The organism is Pseudomonas frigoris (assembly GCF_047758635.1).
In the GTDB taxonomy this organism is placed as follows: domain Bacteria; phylum Pseudomonadota; class Gammaproteobacteria; order Pseudomonadales; family Pseudomonadaceae; genus Aquipseudomonas; species Aquipseudomonas frigoris.
On record NZ_CP180479.1, the window covers coordinates 3,356,188 to 3,380,765 of the forward strand.

General features: G+C 54.3%; 18 protein-coding genes and 7 pseudogenes. 10 read left to right on the top strand and 15 right to left on the bottom strand.

Annotation, left to right across the window (positions count from 1 at the left end; all coding sequences use genetic code 11):
• The first annotated feature begins 12 nt into the window (after positions 1-12).
• Complete coding sequence (locus ACMXYH_RS15450) at positions 13-1,578, top strand: carbohydrate porin (protein WP_415767620.1); 1,566 nt, start codon at positions 13-15, stop codon at positions 1,576-1,578.
• A 595-nt stretch (positions 1,579-2,173) separates the two neighbouring features.
• On the opposite strand, the pseudogene ACMXYH_RS15455 reads toward ACMXYH_RS15450, so the two are convergent.
• A pseudogene (locus tag ACMXYH_RS15455) lies at positions 2,174-2,428 on the bottom strand (LysR substrate-binding domain-containing protein); the annotation flags it as partial.
• Here ACMXYH_RS15455 and ACMXYH_RS15460 point away from each other — a divergent pair.
• The 3 genes and pseudogenes from ACMXYH_RS15460 to ACMXYH_RS15470 form a co-directional block, all read left to right on the top strand.
• A pseudogene (locus ACMXYH_RS15460) lies at positions 2,427-2,618 on the top strand (ParA family protein); the annotation flags it as partial. The pseudogenes ACMXYH_RS15455 and ACMXYH_RS15460 overlap by 2 nt on opposite strands.
• Positions 2,619-2,784: 166 nt before the next feature.
• Positions 2,785-3,000: a hypothetical protein gene (locus tag ACMXYH_RS15465; protein ID WP_415767621.1), complete on the top strand. Its 216-nt coding sequence runs from the start codon at positions 2,785-2,787 to the stop codon at positions 2,998-3,000.
• Positions 3,001-3,162 (top strand): annotated as a pseudogene (locus ACMXYH_RS15470) (LysE family translocator); the annotation flags it as partial.
• 36 nt (positions 3,163-3,198) lie between these two features.
• Here ACMXYH_RS15470 and ACMXYH_RS15475 read toward each other — a convergent pair.
• Together ACMXYH_RS15475 and ACMXYH_RS15480 are read right to left on the bottom strand one after the other, a co-directional pair.
• Positions 3,199-3,510: a hypothetical protein gene (locus ACMXYH_RS15475; protein ID WP_415767622.1), complete on the bottom strand. Its 312-nt coding sequence runs from the start codon at positions 3,508-3,510 to the stop codon at positions 3,199-3,201.
• A 337-nt stretch (positions 3,511-3,847) separates the two neighbouring features.
• Positions 3,848-4,243, bottom strand: a pseudogene (locus ACMXYH_RS15480) (IS66 family transposase); the annotation flags it as partial.
• Between the two features lie 161 nt (positions 4,244-4,404).
• Here ACMXYH_RS15480 and ACMXYH_RS15485 point away from each other — a divergent pair.
• Positions 4,405-5,652: a hypothetical protein gene (locus ACMXYH_RS15485; protein WP_415767623.1), complete on the top strand. Its 1,248-nt coding sequence runs from the start codon at positions 4,405-4,407 to the stop codon at positions 5,650-5,652.
• A 414-nt stretch (positions 5,653-6,066) separates the two neighbouring features.
• Complete coding sequence (locus tag ACMXYH_RS15490) at positions 6,067-6,609, top strand: hypothetical protein (RefSeq protein ID WP_415767624.1); 543 nt, start codon at positions 6,067-6,069, stop codon at positions 6,607-6,609.
• 141 nt (positions 6,610-6,750) lie between these two features.
• Here the strand turns inward: ACMXYH_RS15490 and ACMXYH_RS15495 are convergent, their stop codons facing one another.
• A complete protein-coding gene (locus tag ACMXYH_RS15495) occupies positions 6,751-7,401 on the bottom strand; it encodes a dTMP kinase (RefSeq protein WP_415767625.1) in 651 nt (216 codons plus the stop codon).
• A 309-nt stretch (positions 7,402-7,710) separates the two neighbouring features.
• Here ACMXYH_RS15495 and gfa point away from each other — a divergent pair.
• Positions 7,711-8,289, top strand: a pseudogene (gene gfa / locus ACMXYH_RS15500) (S-(hydroxymethyl)glutathione synthase).
• A 548-nt stretch (positions 8,290-8,837) separates the two neighbouring features.
• Here gfa and ACMXYH_RS15505 read toward each other — a convergent pair.
• Positions 8,838-9,875, bottom strand: coding sequence for a GGDEF domain-containing protein (locus ACMXYH_RS15505; RefSeq protein ID WP_178084155.1), 1,038 nt, complete (start codon positions 9,873-9,875; stop codon positions 8,838-8,840).
• Between the two features lie 601 nt (positions 9,876-10,476).
• Between ACMXYH_RS15505 and ACMXYH_RS15510 the strand changes: the two genes are divergently transcribed.
• The gene (locus ACMXYH_RS15510; protein WP_415767626.1) at positions 10,477-10,788 is read left to right on the top strand and encodes a hypothetical protein; all 312 of its coding nucleotides are present in this window, start codon (positions 10,477-10,479) and stop codon (positions 10,786-10,788) included.
• A gap of 354 nt (positions 10,789-11,142) precedes the next feature.
• Here the strand turns inward: ACMXYH_RS15510 and ACMXYH_RS15515 are convergent, their stop codons facing one another.
• The 10 genes and pseudogenes from ACMXYH_RS15515 to ACMXYH_RS15560 all read right to left on the bottom strand — a co-directional run.
• The gene (locus tag ACMXYH_RS15515; RefSeq protein WP_415767627.1) at positions 11,143-12,555 is read right to left on the bottom strand and encodes an aldehyde dehydrogenase family protein; all 1,413 of its coding nucleotides are present in this window, start codon (positions 12,553-12,555) and stop codon (positions 11,143-11,145) included.
• A 5-nt stretch (positions 12,556-12,560) separates the two neighbouring features.
• Entirely contained in the window at positions 12,561-13,610 is a 1,050-nt protein-coding gene (locus ACMXYH_RS15520; RefSeq protein WP_415767628.1) for a homoserine dehydrogenase, read from the bottom strand.
• 175 nt (positions 13,611-13,785) lie between these two features.
• Entirely contained in the window at positions 13,786-14,223 is a 438-nt protein-coding gene (locus ACMXYH_RS15525) for an Lrp/AsnC family transcriptional regulator (protein ID WP_129444083.1), read from the bottom strand.
• Between the two features lie 22 nt (positions 14,224-14,245).
• A complete protein-coding gene (gene thrC / locus ACMXYH_RS15530; protein WP_415767629.1) occupies positions 14,246-15,625 on the bottom strand; it encodes a threonine synthase in 1,380 nt (459 codons plus the stop codon).
• A gap of 16 nt (positions 15,626-15,641) precedes the next feature.
• Positions 15,642-16,532 (bottom strand): LysR substrate-binding domain-containing protein, encoded by an 891-nt coding sequence (locus tag ACMXYH_RS15535; RefSeq protein WP_129444087.1) that lies wholly within the window; start codon positions 16,530-16,532, stop codon positions 15,642-15,644.
• 60 nt (positions 16,533-16,592) lie between these two features.
• On the bottom strand, positions 16,593-18,023 hold the full coding sequence (locus tag ACMXYH_RS15540; RefSeq protein ID WP_415767630.1) for an amino acid permease: 1,431 nt from the start codon (positions 18,021-18,023) through the stop codon (positions 16,593-16,595).
• A 150-nt stretch (positions 18,024-18,173) separates the two neighbouring features.
• Positions 18,174-19,451 carry a cystathionine gamma-synthase family protein gene (locus ACMXYH_RS15545; protein ID WP_415767631.1) on the bottom strand — a complete coding sequence of 426 codons (1,278 nt, stop codon included), beginning with the start codon at positions 19,449-19,451 and terminating at the stop codon, positions 18,174-18,176.
• Between the two features lie 484 nt (positions 19,452-19,935).
• Positions 19,936-20,406, bottom strand: a complete 471-nt coding sequence (locus ACMXYH_RS15550; protein ID WP_415767632.1) for an acyl-CoA thioesterase — start codon at positions 20,404-20,406, stop codon at positions 19,936-19,938.
• Positions 20,407-20,477: 71 nt separating this feature from the next.
• Positions 20,478-20,555 (bottom strand): annotated as a pseudogene (locus ACMXYH_RS15555) (hypothetical protein); the annotation flags it as partial.
• Positions 20,556-20,670: 115 nt separating this feature from the next.
• Positions 20,671-21,133: pseudogene (locus ACMXYH_RS15560) on the bottom strand (IS21 family transposase); the annotation flags it as partial.
• 291 nt (positions 21,134-21,424) lie between these two features.
• Here ACMXYH_RS15560 and ACMXYH_RS15565 point away from each other — a divergent pair.
• Both ACMXYH_RS15565 and wecB read left to right on the top strand, forming a co-directional pair.
• Positions 21,425-22,561 (top strand): ATP-binding protein, encoded by a 1,137-nt coding sequence (locus ACMXYH_RS15565; RefSeq protein WP_415767633.1) that lies wholly within the window; start codon positions 21,425-21,427, stop codon positions 22,559-22,561.
• Between the two features lie 769 nt (positions 22,562-23,330).
• Positions 23,331-24,542 (top strand): non-hydrolyzing UDP-N-acetylglucosamine 2-epimerase, encoded by a 1,212-nt coding sequence (gene wecB, locus ACMXYH_RS15570; RefSeq protein WP_415767709.1) that lies wholly within the window; start codon positions 23,331-23,333, stop codon positions 24,540-24,542.
• Positions 24,543-24,578: the final 36 nt, after the last annotated feature.

Below are 24,578 nucleotides of genomic sequence, written 5' to 3' on the forward strand. Positions count from 1 at the left end.
AGGGAAATCCACATGCAGAAAGCACCAGGCTGGCTACTCGCAGGCGTGCTCGGCACATCGGCGGCAACCTCTCAGGCCGCGACTCTGGAAGAACGCATGGCCGCGTTTGAAGCCCGTACCAGCGCAGCGGAAAAGCGTGCAGCCGCAGCCGAACAGCAAACCCAGGCACTCGCCAGGGAATTGCAGCAAATCAAACTCGCAGCTCCCGCCTTGCAGCCCGCTGCGTCTACTGCCGCAGCCATTTCGGCGCCTGCTTTGGACACCCGACTGGCAAAACTCGAAGCCCGTCAGCAAAGCATGGAAAAGCAAGGCAGCAGCGGCCACCTCACGGACGGCTTCAGCTTCAAGGGTTATGCCCGTTCCGGATTGCTGATCAACGATGGGCTAGGTGGTGGTCGTGGTGGCCCTTATGCAACCCCTGCCGGTTCAGTCGGTGGTGCAGTCGGGCGACTCGGCAACGAAGACGACACCTACATGCGCATAGACCTGTCGAAAGAAACCTATGCGCAGAACGGCACCCGCTCCAAATTCACGGTGTCCATCGCCGATGGTGTGGAAAGCTCCAATGACTGGACGGCCGACGAGAGCAACCTGAACGTGCGTCAGGTCTTTACCGAACTCGATCATCTCGCCGCCTTCAAGGGCAACTCAGTGTTCGAGAACTCCACCTTGTGGGCAGGCAAACGATTCGACAGAGATAACTTCGATATCCATTGGCTGGACTCCGACGTGGTCTATCTGGCTGGCACCGGAGGTGGTATCTACGATGTGCAGATGAACAAGAACTGGCGCTCGAATTACTCTTTGATCGGGCGTAACTACGGGGATTTCAGTGAGGGCGGTATCAACGCCGATGTGGAAAGCTACATCCTGACCTCAAACCAGTTCTTCGACGGTGGTCAGTGGCAGTGGATGTTCAACGCCATTGGCTCAAAGAAAAACGACATTGGCACTCGCAGCAATGAAGCAGGGCTGACGCCTGCGGATTCCGGCTTGCACAGCATGTTGGCCAATCACCAGAAAAACTTCTTCGGCCGGGAAGGCTTCTTCAAAACAGCGCTGCTCTATGGGCAAGGTCTGGGGGCAGAGGTCAAGAACGTCGGCTCGGATGGTGAGCTGATTGACGATGCCCGCGCTCTGCGTCTGGCACTTTACGGCGAGACCCCCATTGCGCCTGGTTGGCGCATCGGCCCAAGCTTGTTGGCCGAACAAAGCAAGGATAGATACGTCAAGGGTGACAATTACCGCTGGATGACCCTGAACATGCGTTTGGCCAATGCAATCAACAGCAATTTCGAGATGGCCTACGAAATGAGCTGGCAAACCATGGATCTCGACCCCAAGGGCTACCTGCAGCGCAATGCGGTCGACGGTAACTTCTGGAAATTCACAGTCGCACCGACATTCAAGCCTGACGTTGGAGACCTTCTCACACGTCCCGAATTGCGAGTGTTCGCAAGCTTCATGAATTGGTCTTCGGATCTGGACAGATACAGTACCTCAGACTCCTTCGGCAAGACGGATTTCAACGCCGGAGGTGTGTGGCAATACGGGATACAAATGGAAACCTGGTTTTAATACTTGAACGCGTCCGGCCAACCCGCCTTCAGCGTACCTGCCGGCGGTTGTTGCAAATAGAGACGTCGGTTTGAGAGATCTGCTTTGAGATTGGCTATGAAAACTCTCTAGCTTCAACAATCACTGCCCTCCCAAAAAAATATTTTTTCCGTGCCCTTGAATCTAAAAAAAGGAAATGGAGTTCTTATATTTGATACCAAAAAAAAGCGGGGATCTCGATGGCTGTGAGCTTTCGTGACTCCACAGGCTTTAGGGCAATCGACTCGATTGCTTCGCCGTTGCTGTTGTCTCTGTCCTTGCCTTTTTGGAAAATTAGAATGAAGTAAATGGCAGGGAATGGCTGCAGGCGGCTTTGCCCGCTGGGTAGGAGGATCGTTCTTTTTGCGACGTCAGTCGCGGCTAGCTTTTGATTTCAGAGCAACCCGAAAACCAAAAAACTAGCTTTTCCAAACCTCCGCGTGCGCCTGAGTACCGTTGTCGGAAGCCTCTAGCCAATGCGCAACGTTTGATACGTTTCACTTCTCCCAGATAAAAAACGGAATGTCATGCCTCGGACGCCACTCGATCCACAGTTGCCGGTCGGGATGGTTCTGAATCAGATTCGCAAGTCACCCGCTCTGATGAATTCGATGAGCGCTTTTAAGACAGGTGGCACATGGCGCCGGCTGGAGTAATAAAGAAAGAATCGGCTTGGCGGTGCTTTCCATTCCTGGAGTATTTCTCTGAGATGCCCGTTCCGGATTTCGGCGCGCGCCAACTACTCGTAGACATAGGCAATACCAGCGCCATCTTTCGCCGCTTGGATCATCAGCGCATCGTCTTCCAGAATGAGCGGGCCTGTGACGGACACCAGTCTTCATCAAAATCTAGTTGATGAATTGTTGGCAGAAGGTTTACCTGTGCTGCCGGTGTACCTAAGCAGCTCCGTCAAGATGCGCGAATCTCACGAGGTTTCAGTACCCATCATCCATTTGGCCCCTCGGCATAAGCTTTCTCGGGAGTTTTTTGGTTTGCTGGATGCTCTGGAGCGAGCCGCTTAGCTTCATCAATGACGGGTTGCTACAAGCGTAATCGACCCCTCAGGTTGTCCCTCCAGTTAGCGTCAAATGAGCCGGAGCCGGTGATTCAAGCCAGTTCGGGCAGCTGAAATACTGACGAAACATTCTGGCCATATGATTCGCGTCACTGAAATCCAGGGAGCTGGAGATGAATCGACCATCAAGAAGCATGCGCAAACTGCTCGACTCCGTCGCCACTAACAATGAGGTAGCGGCGCTCGATATGATGCGCGCAGCAGAGCAGCTCCAAGACGAAGTGCTACGCCAACGGTTGCTCAACATGATTCACCGACTCAACCAGGACGCTATTGACTTACGAGCGGCGCGTGACGATATCCAGGGCGCAGCCATAAAGCTCGCGTGATCGGTCTCGGTGACGTCTCTTTGTCTGTATGCCGCACTGGTCTCTTGGGCCAAGGGCGTGTTGACCCGTCCCGAGCTATCCCGGTGGGTCAGCCGGGTAGTTGGGTCGACGTTCATCTGCTTCGGAGCAGCCATTCTGACCATGCGTCGACAGGCTGCATAAGAGGAGGGCGACTAGGTACCGATTACCGCCAAAACATCACCACTGATTTGATGCAGAACCCGCCTCTTTCAAGCCTGGGTAATCATCGAGCGCAAGGCTAGACTCACCATCGTCCATTGGCTCGCTCACTGATTTATGTATCACTCCGGCTTCAGCATCTGCACGCATCTGGTCAAGCTCTCTGTGGAACGCCTTGTCCTGAATAGTTTGCTTGCTCGTGTAAGGCTTTCGTTCGGGTTCAGGCTTAGCTGCGTAGGTAGTCACGGCATCAGGGTCGCGTTGAAGTTTTTCTTGAATTTGAGCTTCGAGCATCGCACGAAGCGAGTCTTTATCTGGACGAGTCAGCACTTTTGTTTCCTATCAAAAAAACCATCTCTCAGTAACCGACTGAGCAGGTGGACGGGTAGTAGAAATGAGGTCGACATGCTGAGAGCTGCGGTTGCCGCGCGTTGAGTCGGACACAGGTCAGGCAGGGCACACTGTCAATTTCTTCCAACCAATTGACGGTGTCAAATAGTGTGCTGGATTTGAGTGAGTCGAAAAGTAGGCAGAAACGCCAATCAAGGAAGTTCTAACCATCAACCCTATCCCACTCGACAGCCTTCACTGTCGCTTCACAACGCCTCACTTGGCTGACCTTGATAGCGCTCATGGGGTATGCGTCCGGGCATCCCGTCTTGCGCAACTAAACCGGTTGCCACCTATGCGGCAGCAACTCGGAAATTTCACTCGCCCGCTGCGTCGGCAGCCGCGTGAGGACGTCCTTCAAATAAGCATACGGATCATGCCCGTTGAGTCGCGCCGATTGGATCAAACTCATGATCGCCGCTGCCCGTTTTCCGCTGCGCAGTGATCCTGCGAAGAGCCAGTTCTTGCGCCCCAACGCCCAAGGCCGGATCTGGTTCTCTGCCCAATTATTGTCAATGGGTACGGCGCCATCATCGAGATAGCGCGACAGCGCCGTCCAGCGTTTGAGGCTGTAATCCAGAGCTTTACTGATCGCCGAGCCGTCGTGCACGATCTGGCGCTGGGCGATCATCCAGGCATGCAGTGCATCCATCACCGGTACCGCTTTTTCTTTCCCTGATTTTACTGAGGCTTACTGTTTGGTAGACGGTTTCAAAATTACAAATTGGTCACTTCGTAAACCTATCCCAATTGTAGGTGGATTGATTGGTGGTGGCGGTTAGCGTAGCGCGACCGACGCCATCAAATAATTCACCAACTACTTGTAATCCTCTCATGGTTACCTTTATAGCTTTACAGCGCTTTTTTCTCGCTTTGTTTCTGTTCACTTTCGTTTCTTTCTCTCATGCTGAAGATTCTCCCCAAGCGCTGAACTTTGATTTCCAGACGATCAAGGTTTCTGACGCCTTGCAACTCTTGGCTGATTATCGAGGGTTGAACCTTGTCTTGGACGATAATGTTCGTGGTTCACTTTCAATGAGGATGAAAGATGTTTCTTGGGATGAAGCTATTGAGTATGTAACATCTGCAAAGGGCCTTTTATACACTGTTGAAGGTAAGTTTCTTCGTGTTAGTGGCTATCCACGACCAGGTGATTCCTATTCAACAAATTCATATGCTGCTGCCCAAGATCAGCAAATTCAAAGTAGTCCTTCCTTTGGCGTCAACTCCTTTGATGTTTCGATCTTCAAGGTGCATAACATTTTGGCGTCGGACGCAATAAAAGCATTTCCTCTTGACCCTGGAGAGACTCTAAGTTTTGAAGACGGTTCTTCGATCATCGTTGCCGGAATGAGTAAGCCGCGTTTAGAGCAACTCAAAACCCTGATTGCTGCTGTTGATTACTCCAGGAAGCAAGTGATGATCCAGGCTCGTATCGTCGAGGTGGATCGCTCGTATTCCAAGAATCTGGGCGTTCAATGGGGTGGCACTGTAGGCAGCGGTGCCGGGACTGTTTCAGGCTCTGTGCCGCTTGGCTTTACCTCTGGTGCCATTGGTGCTGTTGGCATTGTCTCAAGCGCTTTGACACTCGATGCCAGGCTTTCAGCGATGGAGCAGGAGGGCAGGGGCAGGGTGATTTCCAGCCCTCGCGTTTATACCTCTGACCGTCATCAAGCCAAAATTGTCAAAGGTTCTCAGGTTCCTTATCAGCAATCGGCCGGCGATGGTGCAACATCCACATCCTTCAAGCAGGCTGCTTTGTCGCTCGACGTGACTCCGATTGTTAACGATAAAGGCGTGTTACTTGATGTGATCCTTTCAAAGGATGAGCCTGATTATTCCAACGCTATGAATGGCGTCCCGCCGATCAACACGACCTCGCTGACTTCCCGTGTTTCTTCGCCTTTCGGCCAGACCATTGCATTGGGTGGTGTTTATTCGGACGTCGATACAACCGTGGTTAGAAGCGTCCCGTTCTTAGGCAAAATCCCAGGCTTCAAATGGTTGTTTTCCAGCAGTTCAACCGTGTCGACCAGCACTGAGCTGGTTCTTTTTCTCACGCCGGTGTTGGTTGTTGAGTGAGCTAAATTTCGACCCTCCTTGAGGAGGGTCTCAGCCGGTGCTGTTGCAGCACCAGGGCAGGACGTTTTTACATCGTCATCGACGAACTGGTTTGATCCAGCAAAGGGGTGCGATCGCGAGATCCCTGTAACCACCCGATTACCACCAGCACATTGTGAGCTATTTTTTTGTTTTTAGTACATCGTCACTATTTTGCTTTTCTTGTTATAACTAAACTAAACAGCCATTTAGTGTAGTTATAGCTCATGATTATTAGTGGAGTAGGGTAGCTCACCAGATGATCTACGGGTAGCTCATCCTTGTTCGTTATCTTCCAAGCATGTGCGGTATCTTTCAAGAACACGTCTAATCGGTAAAAAGCCCCGTAAATCAAGGGCTCTAGCCATCTGAGGTGCCCATTCAAAGGAGTATTCAATGGGTCATTTTCCAAGCTGGATGCTTCAAAGCGCTCATAATTACCTGAAAGCTTCTGAGGTTCTGGACGCGCAGAACCTACCGCACGTTGCCCAGGTCAATGCGGCGATTGGTATGGAAATTCTGCTCAAGAGCTTTATTTCCGTGCCTGACCAACATCAAGGTACATCCGGCGAGACCTACAAACTCGACTCTGTAGCGTTGGCTGCGGCTCACCAACATCTGAAAAGCGTCGGCAAAACCAGCCGTAAAACGGCTGATAAGCACGATCTGTTGACGTTGTTTCATGCGATGCCCGAAGCGATTCGTAGCAGCTTGTCCCTGGACAGCCAGGAAGATTCCTTTGAGAGATACCGCGACGTGTTCACCAACAGCCGGTATCCGTATGAGTCGAGCAGCTGGAAATTTTCCGACCCGGTGCTGATGAGGTTGCTGCGGTGGACGCTGGCCAATGTGGTTGGCTATTACAAGGCGCAAGGTTCTCAGGATCCGTTCGTCCTGAATTACATCGTTGAGGTGCAGGCACGAGCTGCGGCAGAGTGAATCGAGGCCTGGGCGTGGCTTCAAATCTGAACACCAGAGCCCCCCAGTTCTGTATAGGACGGTACGCATAATGTATATTATGTTAAATGTCTGAGTGGAACTTCTTCCAAGGTCCTCTCTTGTACTCATGAAAAACGAAGCTCATGAACACAAACCGGCGCAGCGAACTTCGCCTACGGGGCATCGAAGGACTCTATAGATCTCAGAAATCACCTGCATCGTTGCGTCTTCGATCGTTCCTTCATTACGGCATAAAACCCAGCCGTGATCTGCAATCGCTCGCTCGAACGCCTTGGTACAAGCAACTTGTTCTTCCAGCGTATGGATCACGGTACTGCTCAGCCCACGCCGTCGTGCCGCTGCCCTCGTCCATGAAACATCAGGGGCGGTGACAACCCCGACATGCAGGTCTGGCACTCGCACGTTTCGATCAATGTTCAACTGTAGAATTTCTGCAAACGGGACTATCCGGCGAAACGCGGCATCAGACGGGTACCAGCGATCGATCAAGATGATGCTGTCTGGTGGCTGTTTAGCCAGCACGTGCCGGGAAATCCAGGTACGGCTATCAGCAAAGCGCTCACAAACCTCCAACTCCAAATCCCGGGTGGGATTTCTGACGAGTTTGTTAACGAGGGTCATTGTTTCACCCCTAAAGGGATCGCTTTTTCTCTCGCAAAGTCGGATCACCTTTTTGTTGTCTGCCCTCAGTACTTTCGTAACGGCTTCCAACAGTGTGGTTTTGCCGGCTCCTTTGGGCCCATCTAGAGAAACAAACAGCGGACGATTCATTCTTCACATAACGATTGATATACGGTTTTTTTGCCCGGTTCGTTCGCTGGAACCGCTTGGCGCGACTACGCGAATCGAGTGGAGGGTGCTTATGAACAGACATTGACGAACACTCTAACCTGATTTCTGACTGACGGGTTTCAAAATCCAGGGTTACAGCCCCTTATGAACATCGGTCATCGCCCATCTGTTCAATTATGTGTCAGGGTGGAACTTCTCCACAGGAACATTTAGTGGCGCTCTACTTGACGGAGGCAACAGCTCGGCCCCAGGCACGTTCGTCTAAAACCCTGAAACGGAGAAGCCAACGTGAGCACCTTGAAACTTCACCCCGCACTGGACAACGGTATCTAACCCGCCGCCGCGAATTTCACAGGCGGCACCCTGCAATGCCTGTGTGCGACCGACAAGGTCGAGGTCAAGATCGACGCACAAACCCTGCATTACCACGCGTGCGGCTGCAGCAAATACTGGAAACCACAAAACGCGACATTCGCCGTCATCGGCGTGGTGCCTCGAGATTAGGTCAGCGTCATTGCCCACGGCGAAAAACTGGAAATTGTCGACGAAACCGCCACCATCCAGCGGCACGCCTGCAAGCAGTGCCACGCCCATCTCTTCGGGCGCATCGAGAACAAGGACCATGCGTTTTATGGCCTGGACTTCGTCCACACCGAGCTTTCGCCGCAGAGCGGATGGGCTGCGCCGGGATTCGCGGCGTTCGTGTCCTCCATCATCGAAACCGGCACACCGCCAGCGCAAATGAAGGCCATCCGTGAGCGCCTGCGCTCGATCGGCCTGGAACCCTATGACTGCCTGTCCCCGGACTTGATGGACGCACTGGCGACTCATGTCGCCAAACAAAAAGGCTTGCTCCCCGCCGCCTGATTTGTCGCCGGTACCTAAAAGCCGTACTTGGCCTCTATGCCATACATCCCAAAAAACAACGATATGCGCCCCCTACCTTGCCTAATTCCTGAGGTTTGAGTCCATTGCAGCTCAACAGCGCGGACGTAAACACCAGAATCACCGAATCGCCTAAAAGCGACTTTGCAATCATCCGCACAACCAACCCGGCTCGTTGGGGCTGTGACGTTCACGTCACCATTGCAGGATGATCAACACCATGAAATCAGGCTAATCCCGGCACCATCAAACGCCTACCGAATGCTCCAATCGTCCAATGAGATCAATGACGGCTTGGGTCTCTACACAGTGCAAGCGAACCGCTTGTAAAACACAAAAGGGGATACCTTGGTCGTGGAGGCCTGGCGCCGCGTGAAGGCCGCCCTATCGTTGCCCAAATATCTGTTTGAACAGTCTCGACGGGGTCATATTTTTTGATTGATGAGTCCATACCCACCTCAAGGGTCTTCAATTATCCAATCATGATCCTGTGGAGCTATGTGATTGCAGCAAGAGTCCGAACGCCAGTTTCAATTCACTCGGTTGCGCCCGCTGCGCTTGGCTTGGTAGAGGGCATCATCGGCACGAATCAGAAGGCTTTCCACATCGTCACCTGCTTTGGCGAGGGCGACACCAAAGGACGCAGTTACAGTGTCTAGCACCTCATCCGTGCCACGAACCTTGATCCGCAGTGCCTGAATTTTTAAGCGCAGCTGCTCAGCAAATGTATGAGCACTGGTGAGATCAAAACACTCGTGCAGGACTACACAGAACTCTTCACCACCATAGCGTGCCGCCAAGGCCTGAGGCGGGATTGAGTTCCGTAACACCTGACCAACATGCTCAAGTACCCGGTCGCCCAAAGGATGGCCATACCGGTCATTGAACTGCTTGAAATGATCGATATCCAGCATGACCAATGCCACCCCGTGAGGCGTGTTGATCAATGCATGCTCCAGCAAGCGAGTGAAGGTAGCTCGGTTCAACACCTTAGTCAGCCCATCCAAAGATGCCGCCAGCTGGGCTCGCTCGAGCTTGTCTCTCAGACTCTTAATTTCATTTTGCGCTGTGTGCAGCTGGGAGAGGAAAAGCTCTTGCTGATCCTGCATGACCTGGGTGCTCTGTTGCAGCTCGCTCAGAATGGCGGGCAACCTCTTGTCGACCGGCTCCGCGAGCATTTCCATGCAATGACCAAGACTGGCTTGAAAGTTGGCACTGCCATTCACGCTACGCGAGACATTACGCTCCATGTCGTCAACCAGATTGATCGCTTGTTGTTGCCCTGCGCGCGCCTCCTCCAATTCGTTACGAATGATGTAGTCGCGGAAAAGCTTCGTAGCGGATTCTGGAGGGAAACAGTCGAAGTCTTTGACCACCCTGTCCAGATGGCGATTAAGCTCTGGCTCCTGACCTTTGCTGTAGGTGTACCAGAGAGCATAGTGCACGGGATTTGGTGGAATGTTGTGACGCACCATCAGTGGTACGGCCTGCTTCAGCAGAGCCGCCGCCTCGCGGGAGTCCTCTGGATACAGCGCTAGGGCAGTCGCACGCGTCTCTGATTGGCTCATAACGTCACTGTGGTTGGTTTTTATTGGCATATATGAATTCGGGGGGCAGCATATCCTTACGTACACCAAGCAGCCATACATAAGTTCATCAGCAAGATGTCCAGCGAGGCGACTGCGAGCGCGGACTATCCATCACCGTTATGCCTCTGGATAGCACCCAACTGACTTGTGAATACCATTTTTAGCCTTGTAACTAGCATAGTTAGCATGGCGTGATAGTCGGAAACTCGCGATCAAGGAGATATGGCTTTCAATCACCTTTATCACATTGCCATTCTTATGCGTTCAAGCCGATCCAGCCAGGGATACCCGCATAGAGGCCAACCCCAATGATCAGCACCCTGAAAATCGAAAAAGGATCGTAGCTTTGTACTCTCTCACTGCCTGCGTTCCCGTTGATTAAGGAATCATCCCAGGCATGTTCCCAATTTGACACGATCGCCGTGTTGGAAGAAATTGATGATCCGCCTCCTCTCTTCGACCTTAAATCCTTTGGCTGTATCTGCAGCCCAAATTTTCGACACGATCGATTGGATGTTCCCCAACCGGCCACTGGCCCAGTCGATTACTGGGTGCCTGGTTTCCTAATAGGAGTGACAAATTGCTGAATCGGCCCGACAAAGATGCGCTACGTGTGATGCTGGAATCGCAAGTACAAGAAAAGCTACAGCACGACCCTGATGCGGTAACGACTTATGCAGCACAGCCTGAACCCGAACGAAAGCCATACACCAGTAAACCCACGGTTCAGGACAAGGCATTTCACAGGGAGCTCGATCAGATGCGTGCGGATGCTGAAGCCGGAGTGATACATAAATCAGTGCGCGAGCCAATGGACGATGGTGAGTCTAGCCTTGCGCTCAATGATTACCCTGGCTTGAAAGAGGCAGGCTCTGCATCAAATCAGTGGTGATGTTTAGCGCCTGTGCTGCGGTAATCGGCGCCTAGCCGCCCTCCTCTTATGCAAGCTGTCGACGCATGGTCAGGATGGCTGGAAGCGCTCGCGGCGGGTCTACTTACGCTTGCCGGCATACTCGGCATCGGCGAAGGACATCTGTTTCATCTGGGCTCAACCGTTCTGTTCATGTGAGAAGCGTATTTCACCAAACCTGGAAGTCTTTTTCAGAGTTTCTCTTAGACTGCCTAATGAACTCCGCAGTAGGCTCTATTCTCATGCGAGTGAAGACTCCACATTCAGCAAAACGCATTGGGGAGGTGACAAAACCGACCCAACGCCATACGACCCGACACAGTTGCCGCGCATCGACTAGCGCAACGTGTTCAAGCACACCACCTTGGGCTGAGTCATTTCCTCATAGGCAAATCGCACGCCTTCCCGGCCCAGGCTACCGTACTTCGAACCGCCAAACGGCATCGCATCGAAGCGGTAGTCGGAAGAGTCGTTGATCATTACCCCTCCGGCTTCGATCCTTCGTGCGGCGCTCATCGCCGTTGCCAGATCATTGGTGAAGATCCCCGCATGCAGGCTGTATTCGGGTTCATTGGCCAAATCGATGGCTTCGTCGAAAGACTCAAAGCACTGCAATACCACCACCGGAGCGAAGACTTCATTGCGCCAGAGTCGACTGGCGTGATCGACATTTTCCAATACGGTGGCGGCATAGCACGATCCTTCACGCCGATGGCCGCAGAGCAACGTGGCGCCCTCTTGCAAGGCCTCGTTCACCACTTGCTCGGCATTCTGCGCGGCTTGCGCAGTAATCATGGGGCCGATATCGGTATCGGCCAGTAATGGATTGCCGACCACAAGCGCACGGGCTTGACTGACAAAACGCTCTCGGAACGCTTCATAAATCGACGCCTGAATCAGCAAGCGCTGGGTGCCTACGCAGTTCTGCCCCGCGGCCCAAAACGCTCCGGACACACAACTCTCGACAGCCGCCTCAAGGTCGCAATCGTCCATGACGATTACCGGCGCATTGCCGCCCAGATCCATAGCCAGTTTCTTCAACCCAGCCGTGCGGGCGATCTGCTCTGCGGTGACGAAACCGCCGGTGAAGGAAATCATCCGTACCTCACGGGCGGCGACTAACGCCTTGCCCAGTTCCGCGCCGCCGGTGGCCACTGTAACCACTGATTCAGGCAAGCCCGCTGCGACCAGATAAGACACCAGTTTAATCGCCGACAATGGCGCGAGCTCGGATGGTTTGAGAATCACCGCGTTACCGCCCGCAATGGCCGGTCCGAGTTTATGCGCCACCAGGTTCAACGGATCGTTGTACGGCGTGATCGCAACAATAAGACCCAGAGGTTCACGGGAAAACCAGCCCTGACGCGATTCGGAACCTTCATAAGCGTCAAAAGGCACCACCTCCCCGGCATTGCGCCTGGCCTCCTCGGCCGACAGCTTGAGGGTGTTGACGCAACGCTTGACCTCCTTTTCCGCCTGTTTGAGGGTCTTCCCGGCCTCGTCGACGATCAGCCTGGCAAACACATCGGCATCACGTTCGATGTTGATTGCGGCTTGCTCCAGAATTCGAGCCCGACGATGACGAGCTAACGCGGCGCACGCTAGTGCACCGCTGCGTCCCGTCTCCAACAACTGCGGAACTTGCGACGCACAGACATTTGTTACGCTGCCGATGACGGAACCGTCATAGGCGTTAAAGACTTCAATGGGCGGCTCCATGACATTTAGAACCAGGCGCGATAATTTCACAGGCGTTACTCCTGGTTGCGTGCAATGGATTGATGAATGCTGATGATGTCGGAGAGCAGCGCAAACGCCGTTTCCGTACGCCCGGCTCCCGGCCCCGAAATTGTCACCGCACCGAGCAGTTCGCTGGTAAACGACACCGCATTGGTCGCACCGCCAACACTGGCCAGCGGATGGTCATTGTTCAACAGCCGCGGTTCGACATTGGCACTGATCGAGCCGTCGGCATGGCGCACTGCCGACCCGATCAGCTTCCAGCGAGCGCCGTCCTGCCGGGCTTTTTCGATGTCGCCAAGGCTGAGGGATGAAATGCCGCTGCACGTGACGTCGCTGACAGTGAGCTTGGCATCCAGCAGTTCGTTGGCCAGGATCACCATCTTGAGGCGCACGTCATGCCCCTCGACATCGGCTGTCGGGTCGGCTTCGGCGTAGCCCAGTTCCTGAGCCTTGACGACGGCCTCGGCAAACCTAAGGCCGCCTTCCATACTGGTGAGCACGAAGTTGGACGTGCCATTGAGAATGCCTTCAAAACCGACAATGGAACTACCGGCCAGCGCCTGCTTGGCCAGACGAATGACTGGCGTGCCACTCATCACCGAACCTTCGTACTCAAACGCGACGTTGTTGCGTCGAGCCAGTGCTTTGAGCTCGCTACCGTGCAAGGCAATGGGTCCCTTGTTGGTGGTGACGACATGCTGGCCACCCTCTAGCGCCCAACGGCAGAACGAAGTTGCCGGCTCACCGTCTACCGGGTTGGTAAAGGTGGCTTCAACAATGATGTCCGCTCCGGAATCCTTGATCACCGCTTCATTGAGGGCTATGACATCGCCACCCGACAGTTGCGCCATTGCACCTTTGACTGCCGGTAATTGGGCAAGCACATTGGCGTCCAGCCCTTCGCGGCCAATCACCGAACCAAGAAACAAGTCAGTCACACCGACAATTTTCAGGGTGAAACCCAATTCTGTCTTCCACTGTTCGTTACGTTCGGCAATCAGTTGAGCCAACGCCCGGTTAACACCGCCAAATCCAACCAGCGCCAATTTGTATTCAGTCATTTTGTTATGCCCCTGATCCAGGTGATGGGTTGTTGAGTACTAGGTTAGGGATGAGGCCAGGGCAGTGAAATAGGCCAATTTGCTCTATTTTGTGGGCGTTTTGACCAGAGCCAGAGCAAAGCTTCAGGCGTAAAAAAAGCCAATACAGGTTGGCTTTTGGCTGCACGAAAAGCGGCTACACGACAGACGACAATACGAAGGAAGTCACCGTGTTTTCCACGCCGGGCAATGCGGCAATTTCGGTCCAAACCTTGTGCACCCGCTGTGGGCTAGCCGCGCCGACCCGCAGCATCAGGTCGAACTCGCCGCTCATCACATCGCACTGGAGGACTTCTGGAATTTCCCGCAGCGCTTGCAGTACATCTGCGCCACGCATCCGGTCGTAGCGGTAAACGAAAATCACAGCGTTGATGTTCGAAGCGGCTTGTCGTCCCTCCCCGGTTTTCACCGTATATCCCTGTATTACCCCGTCGCGTTCAAGTCGTTCGATGCGCTGACGTACCGCATTGCGTGACAGGTTGACCTTGGCTGCCAGCTCGGCATGTGCAGCCCTGGCATTGAGCTGTAGTTCCGCGATGATGTGTTCATCGAGAGGGTCCAGAATTCGCTTCACTTGGCCTCCTGTTTCCGCGCCATCACAGCGCGCCGAGCAGCTCATGGATGGTGTCTAGGTCGTCCGGCTCAATCCGGTAAACCTGCGCCTGCCCTTGCGTCGCGACCCCAGGTTGCGGCCTCGCGACACTGATGCCCAACTCGCCAAGCAGTGCCGCCGACTTGACCGGTGAGATTTCCCCCAGAGTCACCATTGGCGCCACCAGGCTTCGCCGATATAGCCGGGCGGCCAGCACACCAGTGGCCGTATGCGGGTCGATGACGTATCCGGTGTCGCGATACAGCGAAGTAATCTCCTTCAGCGTCTGCTCATCACTGACCGCATAGGAGTCGATGATCATCCGCGCCTGCAACCAGAACTCGTTGGCAATGACCATCTCGCCGCTGGACTCGAACCCCTCCATCAGGGCACACACCGCCTGGTCGTCACGCCCGTATAACTCCCAAAGGAACCGTTCCAGATTGGAAAAAATCGACAGGTCCATGGCCGGTGACAACGTCTTGTTGGCTCGTGACCTGCTGTAGTAGTTCTTCTGAAACAACTGATGCAACGCATCATTCTGGTTGGTTGCAACAATCATCTGGGTAATCGGCAGGCCCATTTTTTGTGCGATGTAGCCTGCATACACCTCGGCAAAACTCGCCGCTGGTACGCTGAAACCGATCGGACGTTGACCACCGCCCAGTTGCAACACGGCGTGGAAGTAAAACACCAGTTGCGCCAACACACTGACCCAATTACTGGAGTTGAAACCGATCACCTCGTACTGCGCATACGGCCATTGTCGGAACAGCCGGGTGACAATGGTCTGGCATTCGTCGAAGCTGCCATTCACTGCGAACTGATGAACCCTTGGGTGCGCGGCTGCTTGCAGATGCTGGAGTTGGTCCCGAGGCACGCCCGCCTCCGGGTAAAACACCATCACCAGGGTGTCCTCGCAGTGCTTGAACGCCTCAATGGCGGCCAGCCCGGTATCGCCGTTGGTGGCGCCGATCACCACCCCGCGACGCCCACGCTTGCGCAGAAAATACGGCACCAGCCGCGCCTGCAACTGAGCGGCAAAATCCTTCGAGGAGCGAGTCGGCCCGTGGAACAGCTCCAGCACCCACTCGTTACGATCGACCTGATGCAAAGGTGCAAGGGAACGATGGCTGAATTGGCTGCCAGCTTCTTTGAGCAAGCGCTTGAGGTCTGTCTCGGGGATCGACTCACCCACAAACGGACTGATCACCCTGTAAGCCAGTTCGTCATAGGGCAGGGTCGACCAGTTGGCGATGTCATGCGATTCAAACAGCGGCAGTTCGAGCGGTACGAACAGCCCACCGTCGTCGGCAATTCCAGACAATACGACCTGTTCGAAGTCGACCTGCACAGTCGAATTTCGGGTACTCACATAGCGCATGGTTGGCTCCGGCCATTCATTTGAAACGATGTGCCTGCTCGACAAGCCAGGTGGAAAATTTCACCGCGTCGGGGTGCTGCTCGGCCCCGGAACCGCGCACAAGGTAAAAAGACTCGCTGGCTTCAATACGCAGGGTAAAGGGTTCGACCAACCGTCCGTCCTGAAGCATCTCCTCCACCATCGAGGACCGCGCCAGGGCAATCCCCTGCCCTAGCTCGGCCATGCGCAAAGTGGAGATCAATGTGTCGAACTGCATACCCGTCGAGGAGTCGACGGTATCCGCACCGACCATGTTCAACCAGTAACCCCAACCCTCTTCGTAACCCAAAACATGCAACAGCGGATGGTGCGACACATCAGCAGGTACCGTCAGCGGTGACATCGCCATCAGGTCCGGCGAGCAGACCGGGAACAGCGTGTCCCAGCTCAGGCGCTGCGACACAAGGCCGGGCCATTGACCGTGGCCCCAGCGAATTTCCATGTCATCCTCACCGTCCAGTTCCTTTACCCAGATATTGCTTATATATCGGATATCGACATGCGGATGCGCCTGGCTAAACCCCGCCAGCTTGGGCGCTAGCCAATGCACGAAAAACGCCAGGCTGCCGCGCACCTTGATCGGCCGACGTTTGTGCTGGCCGAAAATTTCGTTGGTCCCCACTGCCAGTCGCGTGATCGCATCCTGCACCACTGGCAGATATGCCTGGCCTTCCTCGGTCAGTCCCAAGCCGCGTGGCAAGCGTTTGAAGAGCGCCACCCCAAGATGGCTCTCCAGTTGGCGGATCTGCTGACTGACCGCCCCCTGGGTCAAAAACAGCTCTTCGGCGGCATGGGTGAAGTTCAAACAGCGGGCAGACACCTCGAATGCCCGCAGCCAGTTCAATGGGGGTAGCGTCTTTTGCTTCATGGCTTGAACCTCTTGGACGCCCCCTCCACCGAGCACGCTTGCCCATCCCGTCGACGCTGACTAGATCGCGTCGGACGGTTGTGGCAAGGGGACAACCGACAAGCGTTGCTCGCGGCTTTTACGGGTAATGTAATACACGAAATAGCACCAGGCGATGAATGGCAAACCGAAGTACAACGCTACTCGCTGCTCCGGATCGAACGCAATCCCCACACATGCCAGACTGCAGCAGACCAGCGCTCCCAACGGCACCCATGGATAACCCCGGACACGGAATTTCAAGTCGCGGATGTCACCGCCGTTGGCCACAAAGTGACGGCGAAAAGCAATCTGGCTCGCGGCTATGCTCATCCAGACCACAACGACCGCCAATCCGGAGATCGACACCAGAGCCAGATAGATAGTGTCGGCGGCAAACACGCTGCTGAGCAACGAGGCAGCCCCACCCGCCATGCTGACTATAATGGCGTTGAGCGGCGTACCCATGCGAGTCAGGGCCGAGAACCGCTTGGGCAGATGACCCTGATCACTCAGCGTCCAGAGCATCCGTGACGCGGCATACAAACCGGAGTTGGCGGCTGACAGCAAGGCACTGATGATCACAAAGTTCATGATGTCTGCCGAATACGGAATCCCAATGTAAGTGAACACAGTGACGAATGGACTCTCGACGAGACCGGCCTGTTCTCGGGGCAATAGTGTCGCAAGGACGAAAATGGTCCCCACGAAAAAGATCGCCAGGCGCAGCACCGTCGTGCGAATGGCACGCGGTACGTTGCGCTGCGGGTCCTTGGTTTCCCCAGCGGCAATACCGATCAATTCAGTGCCGGAGAACGCAAAAGACACCGCCAGCAACGTCATTGCTATCGGCATGATTCCGGTAGGAAAAAGTCCTTCGCGAGTAAAGTTGCTCAACCCGATACTGTGGCCCTGCTCGATGTGCAGCAGACCGAGAATTGCGCCACCGCCGATCATCAGAAACACTATTACGGTCACCACCTTCACCAAAGATAACCAGAACTCGGTCTCAGCGAACAGACGCACCGAAATCACATTGGTCAGAAACACCAGGCCTGCAAACAAGGCACTCCAGATCCATACCGGTGTATCCGGGAACCAACGCGCCATTAAGATGCCGGCAGCGGTGAATTCAGAACCGATGGCCACCGTCCAGGTCAGCCAATACAACCAAGCCACGGTATAGCCGGTTCCAGGCCCGAGATAACGGGTGGCGTAAGTACTGAATGAACCGGTTTCCGGCATCTGCACCGCCAATTCGCCCAGGCACATCATCACCATGTAAACCATGAGCGCGCCGATAATGTAAGCGATCACCGCTCCCAAGGGACCGGCCTGGTTAACCGTGTACCCGGACGTGAGAAACAGCCCGGTACCAATGACGCCGCCTAATGCCAACATGACAATATGCCGTGTCTGCATTTCCTGTTTAAAACCGGAATGTGTATTAAGTTGTTCTTCTTTTATGGACATGGTTGTTCTCATGAAAGTTATTAGGGCACGAATTAACGTCTGCGATGATTGACTCGGCAGAGTAAAAACAGATCGCCACTAAGTTTTATTATTATTCCACTTCATGAACGCCCCACTCACCTCCTTGCAGTGAGGTTTTACGCTAATGCTTCAGTTTGTAATTCCGGCGCAACCTTCATTGATTGAAAGCTGCGTATTTGATTGTGCGGGTTCGTTGCCAGACCCTCTGACAAATGCGAACGCCTGTTTCAGGTCGTCGAGCAGATCGTCGGTGTCTTCGATGCCGACAGATATCCGCACCAGCCCTTCTGAAATACCCAGGGCCAGTCGTTCCTCCTGCGTGTTCTCGACATGGCTGGTGGTTCGCGCGGGACCGTAGATGGTTTCCACCGCACCGAGATTGCCAGCGCAGTGGGCAAATCGCAGTCGTGGCAAGAGCACCTTCACCGTGTCCATGCCGCCCGCCACAACAAAGCTGACGATTGCACCGAAGCCGGACATTTGCGCGCACGCCACCGCATGATTCGGATGGCCGGGCAAACCGGGATAATTGACCGACTCCACCAACGGTTCGACGCAGAGGTACTCGGCCAGTACACGGGCACTATTTTGCTGCTGACGCATGCGCAGCACCAGGGTTTTCATACCGCGAATGATCATGTAGGCAGAGAACGGGTCAAGCGCTGCACCGTTGATTTCCCGGTAATGACGAACCTTGGCCATCAGCGATTCACTACCGCACACCAGGCCGCCCAGCACGTCGCCATGGCCGCTGAGAAATTTGGTGGCACTGTGAATGACCACATCCACCCCCAGTCCCAGCGGGTTCTGATTCAACGGCGTGGCGACGGTGTTATCCGCCACCACCGTGGCACCGACACGCTTGGCTGCAGCCACCAGACGCTCGATATCGAGTATTTTCAGCGTCGGGTTGGTCGGCGTTTCCAGGTACACCAATTGGCAACCTTTGGCGATTTCACGTTCGATTTCTTCGTGATCGAACGTCTCGCACAACGTCACGTTCACACCGGTACGTGGCAGGAATTCTTCGAAAATCTTGTTGGTGCCGCCATAGCTGTCCTTGGTCGACACCACACGATCGCCATTGGCCAGGAAGGTGTAAAGCACACTGCTGATCGCCGCCATTCCGCTGCTGAAAGCCACGGCTGATTCGGCCAGCTCCAACTCGCGAATCTTTGCCTCGAGAGTCTCGACTGTCGGGTTGCTCATGCGGCTGTAAATAAATCCAGGGGCCTTGCCCAACGCCACGTCGTACCAGACATCAATGTCGTCATAACCGTAAGCGGCACTGACCACGATCGGCGTTTGAGTCGCATTGTAGGGATGCCTGACGTGCTCCCCGCCCCACACTGCGCGGGTTCCCGCACCGGCATTTACAAACCCTGCGTTGCCTGGTTTTTTATTCATTAAGACTACTCGCACTGAGGGTGGCGAATGTTGAGTCACTCACCGGATCTGACGGCCAATATAGTGAAAAGCAGCGCCTCCGAGAAACGATGTTATAGGTGCCAAAGGGCCGCTTTTTTTAATGGCTGTGATTGCGTGAGGGTTAAGCAAATTGCAGTCTTTCGACAGGTGCGCGAGATATAAACGTCACCTTGAGGCAATCAGCCAAGTTGTTTGCTGCGCAGAACCAGTGGCCCTTCAGGACGGCCAAGGAAGCTGAGAATCTGGAGGGTAGGAGAAGTTTCAGGGCATATCGCAGTGGACGAGTCTGGCTCCTTAATCGTTGATCTCATGAACGTGGTGCCAATGAATGATAAAAACGGGCAGTGGAAACCGATATTGAGTTTGACTCGTCGAGTTCGTCGATGATGGAGTATCGCTGTCGAATGGAAAGCGGATTAATCGCTGGCCATTGTTATTAACGCAACGTGCTGGGCATTGGTCATCAATCGATCTCTTCCACTTGGAGACCTGCCGGTGATCCGAGCAGCGGCTCACGCACAATCATTGCATTCCGTAGCGCCTGACACGGGTTCGCCTTGGTGCCGGCCTGAACATCGTAAAACACACAGGTTACAGCCCCTTCGCCACACAGTTCGCCGTTCCATATTGCGTACTCTTGCACGAAGCTAGTACTCCCCATCCGCTTGAGACGAGTGGTTATCAGGGCCTGTTCACCCAGTAACATCGACTTGTGATAGGTGAACTCGACCGAGCGCACCACCAGTCCAATCCCGCCCTGTCCTGGAAAATGACCGGCCACCAGTGCGAAATGACGACTACGCGCCTCCTGACACCAGTCTAGGTAGATCAAGTTGTTGACATGGCCAAAGGCATCAATACAGCGCCAGTCACAGTCGCGCTGGATAGCGGATCGCCAGGCCCCGACCACCACCTGAGTTGTCTTGTTATTCATCTTCTCTTCTCGAACTAACTCTTGAATGACTCACCGGTAGGGCTGGCAAGAGGCCAGACCTTCACGCCAGCCGCGGTCCGCTTTTGTGACTGCAGCGCGTACGCGTCCTGTGCCTCCCGACTGATGTCATAACGACGCGCCACCAGCTGGTGGCGTAACAAGAACTTTTTCCATGCATGTTCCGCAGTTTCTGCCGGCACCGCTCTCGAGCGTCGCCGCCATGTTCTAGGATACCGAGGGCTTAACCAAGTCCGTGACATGGCCCCGTCCAATATGCAGCTTCATGTGGGACACCTGGATGCGTCGGAACAGGCCGCCAATCAGAAGACCTTCTTCGCTCCAGTCGAACTGAAAGGCCTCTGCGAGTGCGAACGTCAACGGTACAAAGGCGCGCAAAGACTTGCCTTGCTCACCTCGCCACGAGCGTACAAACGCTGTGAGCTGGCTGTAGCCGCCGTCGTAACCCTCGGCCTTGATCTGCTCAAAGAGTGCTGTGGCGCTCCTGCGGTTGTGCTTTGCCCGAAACGAAATCGGCCTTGAGCGCCTGCTCCAGCGTCTCGTGAAATGGACTGAGTTTGTTGAAGGCTGCGCACCGCTGGTACGCCGGCTGAGTAGCTTCGGGCGCTCTGACCCATTTCCGTATGGTGTTTCTCGACAGCCCGGTTCGCTTGGCTATCTGATGCAGCGACAGCATGTCGCGAAAATACATGCGCCGAATTTTGGCCATCATTTCCATGCTGATCACCCTGTGTTCTCCTGCTCAAAAATTGAGCAGAAGCAGTTGAACACCTGGGTCAGTTTTAAGTCGGCAGAACAGCCTTTACTGGGTCAGTTTTCGGTCAGCGGCAACACTTGATGCACTAGTAAAGCGCAGGGGGGCTGAGATTTTGCGTTGGTAGCGCAGGCTCTCGATGTAGACAAACCATGCCAGGCGGCCGAATCGATGCTCTAATTCAGCTTGTGCTGTTTCGTTCCCGTTTTCGACCTCGATTACGACTCCATAATCAGGATCACTGGCATGCGCCTATCTGACTTCATCATCAAGAACCTTGAGCCAATTCTCCAAGCTTGGGAAGACTTCGCAAGAACCATTGAGGTCCCCGGCGAAGCACTGGACCCCAAGGCTCTACGGGATCACGCCGAACAGATGCTGCGTGCAATAGCGATAGACCTGTGCACCTACCAGTCTGCGCAAGAGCAAATCGCCAAGGCCCAGGGCAATGCTCCTATGGAGGAGTTGGAAACCCCTGCGGAAACCCATGCAGTAACGCGTTTAATGGCGGGGTTCACGCTGGATCAGATGGTATCTGAATATCGAGCGCTGAGGACAAGCGTACTCAGTCAATGGCTGGGGCAGATGAAGGCAGGGACAGTTTTGGAAGTGGACGATATGATTCGCTTCAACGAAGCCATAGACCAGGCGCTCGCTGAGTCTATTGCTAGCTACTCGCGTGTAGTGGAGGCCTCACGCAACGTTTTTTTAGGCATCCTTGGCCATGATTTGCGCACGCCACTGGGGGCTATTTTGCTGGGTGCCGATGTTTTGCGGCGCTCGGATGAGCTGGGGGCGCGGGAGACTAAAATTGCATCGGGGATATACACCAGCGTAAGTCGAGCTAGCCGGATCGTTGGCGACTTGCTGGATCTAACCCGCTGCCAAATGGGCCCTGGGATTCCCATCAAAAAGGAAGACATCGACCTAACGCCACTATGCATACGAATAGTTGAAGAGATCCGCACTTTTCATTCAAGCGCGGATATTGTCTTCAAAGTGGGGGCGTCGGCTCGCGGTGAATTCGATGGCGCCCGCATGGAACAGGTGTTTTCCAATCTGCTCAGCAATGCCGTGCAGCATGGTGATCTGCGTTTCCCGATTAAGGTTTCACTGGAGGTATCTGACAGCAGCGTCGTGTTCGTCGTCCATAATCTCGGCGAGCCTATCCCGGAGGACATTCTGCCCTTCATCTTTAACCCCATGGGACGTTTCTCTCAGCACGCGTCTCTTGATCTAGGTCCTAGCACTGGCCTTGGCCTAGGTCTGTACATCGCTTCCGAGATCGTGGCTGCGCACTTGGGGACTATAGATGTGACTTCCGACAGCGAGCGCGGAACCACTTTTCTCGTAAAAATGCCTATGGGGGGATTAACAACGTAAGCAGGGCAACCACACCAACTCGGTAGCAATTGGGATACTTCGATTGCTCTGCTGTATGTGTCAGTATCGGTCTACGCTATTTGGTGAGGACGAAAATAAATACGGAGAGCACAATCTACGCACCGGCATTTGTCGGCCAAAAGCTGCGGTGCATCACGGATCCAATATGTCGGCGAAGTTTTTTCCAAATTGAATATCCCTAACGCTACTAATGCGCAGTGTCGCATGCGTAAAAAAGCTACTGCCCCACACAAGTCTTACTTCAAGGCGACAATATTCAGGCGTCATTTTAGTGACCGCCACAACTATTACCCGAGGACGTGTCGATCTACTACGTAGACCGCGACCATTACCACCAATGAGTAATTCAATCGCACTGACGAACGGACTAAAATTATAAAATAACAAGAAAAAACAAAAAGTTGGATATTAAATAATAATCTAAAAAAACCGCCCACAAATTACAAGAAACCAGAAAAGACCGACCACAAATATAAAAGTTCCAAGCTTGATTATTTAATTAAAAAACAGATATAACACTTTAAAATATTCGCCTTCGATGCTAATAATCCGGCCAGTTCCGGGTTTCCCCAGGCGACACATACCTCACATGAAGTGAACATCAGATCTCACACTGATTACCCGGCCTTTACTAAATTCAAACAACGCTAGCTTGCTCAAGTTTCAATAAAACTTGGGCCAGCTATTGTGCTGCGCACTAAAACTGCGCAAGGAAGACATCATCGTTCGCCATCATTCAAAGATTAAAATTCTTTCGATCTTCGGTACCCGTCCAGAAGCCATCAAGATGGCGCCTTTGGTCAAAGCCCTCGCTGCGGAACCTGGCATTCATTCGCAGATATGCATTACCGGCCAACATCAAAGCATGCTTAAACAGGTGTTGGATCTGTTCGACCTCAAGGCCGATTACACCCTCGATGTGATGACGCCGCACCAGTCGCTCAACTCATTGACCGCGGCGCTTTACGGGGCGATTGACCCCGTGCTGGAAAAGACTTGCCCGGACCGGGTGCTGGTACATGGTGACACCACCTCGGCCATGGTTGCCTCAATGGCTGCGTTCCATCGACGCATTCCAGTCGGTCATGTTGAAGCCGGGCTGCGAACCGGTGATATCTACAGCCCCTGGCCGGAAGAAATGAACCGCCGCTGCATCGACCTCGGTGCGGACATGCTGTTTGCGCCGACCCACGAGTCGCGCCAGAACCTGCTCGACGAACGCCTGCAGGGTCGCACCTTCGTGACCGGCAATACGGTGATCGACGCGTTGCAGATGACAGCGCGACGTATCGAGCAGGACGCAGACCTGCGTGCAAGCCTGGACCGGCAGTTCTCGTTCCTGCAAACCGGCCGCAAGGTGCTGCTGGTCACCGGGCATCGCCGGGAAAACTTCGGCGAAGGATTCCTCGATATCTGCAAGGCTTTGAGCCACCTGGCCCGACGCGCTGATATCCAGATCGTCTATCCGGTGCATTTGAACCCCAACGTCCTGGGCCCGGTCACCGAGCAGTTGGGCGATCTGCCCAACGTGCACCTGATCAATCCGCTGGACTACCTGGCCTTCGTGCGCCTGATGCAACGGGCGCATGTGATCCTCACTGACTCCGGTGGCGTGCAGGAAGAAGCACCGTCCCTGGGCAAGCCGGTGCTGGTCATGCGTGATGTGACCGAACGCCCGGAAGCTGTCGCGGCGGGCACTGTGCGCCTGGTCGGCACCTCGCCGGACTCGATCATCGCTGGCGTCAACGCATTGTTCGATGACGACCTGCTGTGGCGCCGATGCTCCCAGGCGGCCAACCCTTACGGCGATGGCAAGGCCAGTGCGCGCATCGTCGATGCCCTGATGGGGCGCCCGGTCGATGATTTCGTCGTGGCTGGGGTGCGATTGCCCAAGTTCCTGCACCACCTGTCGGGAGTACCTGTACCCGAGAAAAGTCTCCCGGCCTTCACTTCTCTTTAAACCAAACCGCTCCTCCCCTTATCAGCTCGAGATCTA